Raw genomic sequence first — 6,191 nt, 5'->3', positions numbered from 1 at the left:
GAACTTTTTATTATTTTGGAGGTGAAAAGATGGAAACATTTCATCTCACACGAAACGAAATGGCTACCCTTCTTCTATCACTAAGAGGATGGAATACGAAAAAGCCTCTCGGTATTTTACAAGAAGCTTGGGCAAAGTCACATAAAAAAGATATTGAAAGCGGACAAAGCGTTACAGCTTTTATTACTACCGCACTTTCACCTATTTTTGAAAAGCTGATTAAAATTGACGATACTGATGTCGGTTTTTCTTTAAATGAAATAGTTGCGCTTGGCAATCAGATTGAAAACACAAGTTTCTCTGTAACTGCTATGCAAAACTGGGTGAAACGAGATATAAAAGAAATGATTGGCTCTCCTCAAAAAGGGAAAAAATATTCAATTGAACAAGCAGCCTTACTATTTATTGTCGAAGATTTAAAAACAGCACTTGATTTTGAATCCATTCGTAAGCTATTACGCCTTATTGTAAATGACCCAGCCGATCGAAGTGATGATTTAATCAATCCTGTTCATTTATATGTAGCATACTCTTCTCTATTTGAAGAACTCAATCAAGGGAATTGCTTACAATTAAATGCAACAGATACCGTTCATACAATTGAAAACATTGTAAAAGAAAAAGCTGATAAAATCGCAAGCAAGTTCGATCAAATTAATAACGAACAACGCGAAGCAATTCGTAACGCTATTATCATTGCGACCCTTTCTGTACATACCGCTTATGTACAAATGTTAGCAAAGCGTTACGTAACAGCAACTTTATTTTTACAGAACTTAGATGTGAAGCCTTAAAAAATAGGAGCAGAAATGCTTCTATTTTTTTATAACGGAAACAAGCATCCACCTGTTATATATTTCGAACAGGTGGATGCTTGTTTTTCTAGGTATTAATTATGAAAAATTGTAAGCGCCTATTATTAATTCAAAAATGATTATTTCATTCTATTAAATTCCGGACAAATTTTCTCGATAAATTTAATTCCTTCATCTTTGTAACTCTTTACAAATTTCGATTTGAGCTTTTGAGCTATTAGCAAAACTTAACCAACCCTGTCTCACATTACTAATGTTTTCAGTTACCAAAAGCTCAACGATATCTAGATGTGAAACATTCGTTGTTATCGGTTTATTTATACCATTAACTTTAGCACCTGACATATATTTAGCAATCTCAGGGTTTAATTCAAAAGCAAAATCAATTACAGTAGAACCTTGCGGTAATTTCACGGAATCTAACTTAGGAGTAAATGCTACAATGTTATCTTGGAATAGTTCATATGATACTAAATCATAAAATTCAATCGCATCTTGAGTTACTAGATCATTTGTCTTAATAAAATGATCCATCAATTTATGAATTATATTTTGCATATCCTTATCAGTTATACTTTTTGTAAGAATATGAAATACCCCTTTATATCGTATCTCCTGATTTATTTTTGTTTCAATACATATCACTATTTCATGGTTATTGATCACCACTTTGGTCTTTAAGTATTTGTTTAATACATCACTTTCACTTTCAATTGCTATGTTATCTTCAAATTGATGAGGAATTGGTTTGTACAGTTGATGTATAATCCCTAATATTTTATAACAGTCTAAATTACTTGAGACTGTTATGATTATTTTTGACACCGCTGTAATGTCTTGAATATCTTGGAGACGAGAATAAGCTGTATAAATAGGGATTACTTCATAGTCCACTTCAAATATTAAAGTTCGATTCAGAAAATTTTTTATATCTAGCCTTATGTTTTGAGACAACTCCTCTAATAACTTAACATAATTTTGTAAAAGTATTTTCATTCCCTTATATTTAGAATGATTAAGATAATAAAAACCTAAATCTTCTAACTCGTGTTGAATATGAAATAGCCCCAGCCTTTTACAAATCGGAGCGAAAATTTTGAGTGTTTCATTTGCATAAGGAACTTGTTTCTTTACAGCTTTCACCTGTAAAGTCCTCATATTATGTAGACGATCTATCACTTTTATAATAGCCACTCTGATATCTCCATGTGTAGCTAACAATAATTTCTTTAAATTTATTGCTTCATACTCTTCTTTATTAGGGATTTGTTTTTTATCAATTTTAGTTAACCCTTCTACAATATCTGCCACTTTTTTACCGAATATATTACGTACATACTCAATTGTATAATCTGTATCCTCCACCACATCATGTAGTAATGCTGCAACTAAAGTTATAATATCTGCCTTACAATCTAACAAAATTTCTGTAACTGCAAATGGATGAGTAATATACGGCTCACCCGAAACGCGAAATTGCCCTTCATGAGCTTTCTCAGAAACTAATATAGCTTTAAGTAATTGTTCTAATTCTGCTTTATGTAGATATGAGGCCTTTTCTAATAATTTCTTTTTCATAATTTCATCTTCATCACGTTAATTTTCTATAAAAATTTTATTAACATTATAATTCGTTATTTGAAAGTGAAGTACCTGTCTAGGTGATAAGAGAATATTCATTTTGTCTATTCCCCACAAAGCATTTTGAAGTTTCAAAATCAACTCAAATTGAATATGCATATTCTTTTTTAGGTAACCTTACTATCGCTTGAATAAAAGGGGATTTTTCTATAATATCCTCTAACTGCCCCTCACTATAGACGTAAATACCACCTACATATGAACTGTACGCCTTTTTCTCAGTTATTACTGCTAAAGTGCTATTTTCCTTTTTAAAATCACCCTCTAGTCCTTTTTCAAAAGATAAACTTTTGGCTTCTGAAAAATAAAGCTGAATTAACGTCGCTAATTGTACGTCCTTTGATTTTGCAAAGTACTTTATTTCATTTAAAATGATTTCATCTTGTAACGGAAGAAAGTCCTCTACTTCTAACTTCTCTCCGTTATGAAAGAAGTTTTGAAGTTCAGGAGTATAGAACGAAAGATTTTTCTCCTCTATCATTTTAAAAATTGTTTGCAGCAATATGTCTTTTCCTATCACAAACGGGTGGCCAAATCCATTATTGTAAAGCCCTTCTTTCATTTTCATTAATTGTTCAATGAAGGGGATTCCCGATTCTTCAATAACAAGTTTACCGTCAATTAAACGCATGTTAGCAATCAATTCTTCTATCTGTAAACCTTCTAATTCAAGCGATGAGTAATATAAATCTCTATTCCAAAAATCTAATTGATCCATTCCTAATGAATTAAATAAGAGCTCATCTATAATTGGAAAAAATCCATCTTCTGTTAAAGCTTTCGTTACATCATCTAATAATCTAGGTGTTTGATTTAAAATCGTACGTATTTCTTCGTCCTCTTGAATGATTCGTACCGTCCAATCACCATGATCTTCACCCGATATTTGCTGAAAACAATGTGAATATGGCCCATGTCCAACATCGTGTAGAAGGGCTACAGTAGATACTAGCTTTCGTTCATATTTCGATAAATGTATGTCACCAATCTCAGTAAGATGTTCTATTACTTTATTTACTAGCACATATACACCTATCGAATGTTCTTCCCTCGTATGTATTGCGTTCTTATGTAAAAAATAAGTATGTCCTTGTTGTTTAATATTCGCCAACCTTTGAAATGCTTTTGTATCTATCAAACGAAGGATATCTCTATCACGAATAGAGATTGGTCCATAAATCGGATCTGTAATATACATACGTTTCCCTCCTATTTTTGTAAATGAAAGACTTATACCATTATACTTAATTTTCAGTTTATTATCATTGATATATAAGAAATTTTTAATAATCTTTTCATTAACCCTTCATGAAAACGTGGCTTATATCCTTTACTATAATACTTATGGGAGACATAAAAGAATTGAAATAGCAATCCCCTATATGAATAAGGTATAATATACATATAGTGAACCTTTTATATTATTAAGTAAAGGGGCATATATTCAAAAATCCATAAATTAGAAGGTGCAACAATGTTAAGTAGTTTTATTCATTCAGTATTAACGTTTTTTGAAGGATTAGGTTATTGGGGCATTATGCTTGGACTTATGATTGAGATTATCCCAAGTGAAATTGTCCTTGCTTATGCAGGATACTTAGTATTCAATGGTAGTATCTCATTTATAGGCGCAGTTGTATTCGGTACAATTGGCGGTGTTATTGCCCAAATCTTTATTTATTGGCTTGGACGATACGGCGGACGCCCTATATTAGAACGTTATGGAAAATATATTTTCATACATAAAAAACAAATAGATGCTGCAGAAGATTGGTTTAATCGTTACGGAACTGGCGTCATTTTTACAGCACGCTTCATTCCAGTAGTGCGTCATGCGATTTCAATTCCTGCTGGTATTACAAAAATGCCTTTACTACGTTTCACTACATTAACAGCACTTGCGATTATCCCTTGGTCTATTATTTTCATTTATTTAGGTGAAAAACTAGGTGAAAATTGGGAGAATATAAACGATATTGCTGGTCCGTATGTGAAATCATTTGCAATTGGTGGCGTCGTACTTATACTTTTATACTTCGTTATAAAAAAATGGACAAAAAAGCGCAAAAATCTTGCTTAAGAATATAATAAAAACCGCTATAAATTCATTCGAAGTTATAGCGGCTTTTTATTTATATATGAATTAATCTTCAGGAATTATATAACACCTTTCCATCTACATTTACATGGATAAGCAACCATTCGATCATTCTTTTCGTATATTATCTCAAAAAGGAGTGATTCCCCTATGCATTGGCAGCAAAAAATACCATACTTAATCGGACGCCCTATCGGTATTTCCTTCATAAATGGGCAAGGAACTTCCGGCGTATTATGTTCAGCGCATGATGGTCAATTATATGTGTATGAATACCTTTATCAAGCTCAGTTCGCAATGAAACATTATGATTATAGACAGGTTCAAGATATACATGCATTCCCAAATTGTCCTCACCAAAATCCTCTATACTAAAAAAATCGGAACGGCTCATAGCCATTCCGATTTCTATACTTTATTTCTCAGAATAAAATTTCTGCACTGCTTCATCAAAATAAATCCAACCTTTCCAGCCCAAATGAATCGTATCTTTTAAGAAATACTTATCATATTCATGGCCAGAGAAATCAACTACTGGATATCCTGCTTTCTCAACCTGTTCTCGAACTTTTTTATAATACACTTCACGGCGTTCTTTCGGGAATCCAGTATAATCATACCAAGGCCCATTTACAGGTACAGAAATAAAGAGCGGTTTGACATTTTTCTCTTTAAATAAATCTAAAATAATTTGTAAATCATTATATTCTGGTGATTCATCATATGTTTCATTTGCTCTAAAGTTTTTTAAACCTTTAAGTTTTTTCTTCAGATTATTCTTATGATAATACGGATTTTCAATTCCAAATGTATTTGTAGTAGACTCAGCTTTCCCTTCTTGTTCTGCGTGTTTACGTGCGTCTTCCCAAGAAATTGAACGAAGTCCGCTATTTGTTTTCTCTTTCATCGGTTCGATTTTAAATAAAGAGTTAAATAAATCTCTATGATCTAAAATATTTCGATGCATATAAGCAAGTGGTTTAACTAAACCTGCTTTTATGTTATGTTTCGTATCATTATATACAATACCTTCTAATGAATTTTTTAATATATCATCTTCTTGAACAACTTTATAATCTAATAGCCGTTTCGCGATTTGCTTCTTTATTTCTGGATTTATCTCATCATTAAAAATAAAATGATATGCTTGTTGTTTGGAGAAATTATTAGTGAAATCCCCTTGTGATACACCAGTCTTTGTAAACCATTGTGGTGAAAGAACAAAGACTACTTTTTTACCTTCTAATTCATCCATAGTAGATGTCATATTTAAAATATGAGCTAAACTTTGTGTACCGCCAGTTCCAATTAAAAACGGTGTAAAACCAGCTGGATTTACTTTGAAATAATTAGACGGATGATATGCATCCATTCGTAAAAATTCTGATGAACCGTACATCGGTAAATACTGTGAATTATCTAACATTTTTTGCTGTAAGAAAACACTTTGTAATTTCTCTTTTTGTAAAGAAGTAGCCGCATCTTCTACCTTCTTATCACTAATAAGCGATACTAAACTTTTCGATGGGATTAGAATGATAATGAAAAAAAGCACACACGCTAAAATTATAGGACCAAAAGCATGCTTCATTTTCATCTTCTGTCCCTCTTTCTATCGTTATTAACTTGTAACCCTT

6 protein-coding genes are annotated in these 6,191 nt (G+C 31.9%); 3 read left to right on the top strand and 3 right to left on the bottom strand.

From position 1 onward, the window contains the following. Positions 1-29 precede the first annotated feature (29 nt). Positions 30-794 carry a DUF1836 domain-containing protein gene (locus MR160_RS22740; protein ID WP_000447231.1) on the top strand — a complete coding sequence of 255 codons (765 nt, stop codon included), beginning with the start codon at positions 30-32 and terminating at the stop codon, positions 792-794. Between the two features lie 192 nt (positions 795-986). Here MR160_RS22740 and MR160_RS22735 read toward each other — a convergent pair whose 3' ends face one another. Both MR160_RS22735 and MR160_RS22730 read right to left on the bottom strand, forming a co-directional pair. Then, positions 987-2,393 (bottom strand): HD domain-containing protein, encoded by a 1,407-nt coding sequence (locus MR160_RS22735; protein ID WP_000727980.1) that lies wholly within the window; start codon positions 2,391-2,393, stop codon positions 987-989. Positions 2,394-2,538: 145 nt separating this feature from the next. Then, entirely contained in the window at positions 2,539-3,654 is a 1,116-nt protein-coding gene (locus MR160_RS22730; RefSeq protein WP_000275993.1) for an HD domain-containing protein, read from the bottom strand. Between the two features lie 276 nt (positions 3,655-3,930). On the opposite strand from MR160_RS22730, the gene uptA reads away from it, so the two are divergent. Further along, on the top strand, positions 3,931-4,536 hold the full coding sequence (uptA, locus tag MR160_RS22725) for an undecaprenyl phosphate transporter UptA (RefSeq protein WP_000952913.1): 606 nt from the start codon (positions 3,931-3,933) through the stop codon (positions 4,534-4,536). A 168-nt stretch (positions 4,537-4,704) separates the two neighbouring features. Next, complete coding sequence (locus MR160_RS22720) at positions 4,705-4,929, top strand: hypothetical protein (protein WP_000558692.1); 225 nt, start codon at positions 4,705-4,707, stop codon at positions 4,927-4,929. Positions 4,930-4,969: 40 nt separating this feature from the next. Here the strand turns inward: MR160_RS22720 and dltD are convergent, their stop codons facing one another. Then, positions 4,970-6,151 (bottom strand): D-alanyl-lipoteichoic acid biosynthesis protein DltD, encoded by a 1,182-nt coding sequence (dltD, locus tag MR160_RS22715; protein WP_144514310.1) that lies wholly within the window; start codon positions 6,149-6,151, stop codon positions 4,970-4,972. Positions 6,152-6,191: the final 40 nt, after the last annotated feature.

The organism is Bacillus cereus group sp. BfR-BA-01382 (assembly GCF_022663475.1).
GTDB lineage: Bacteria > Bacillota > Bacilli > Bacillales > Bacillaceae_G > Bacillus_A > Bacillus_A thuringiensis_S.
This window is presented reverse-complemented; position numbering and strand designations above follow the sequence as displayed.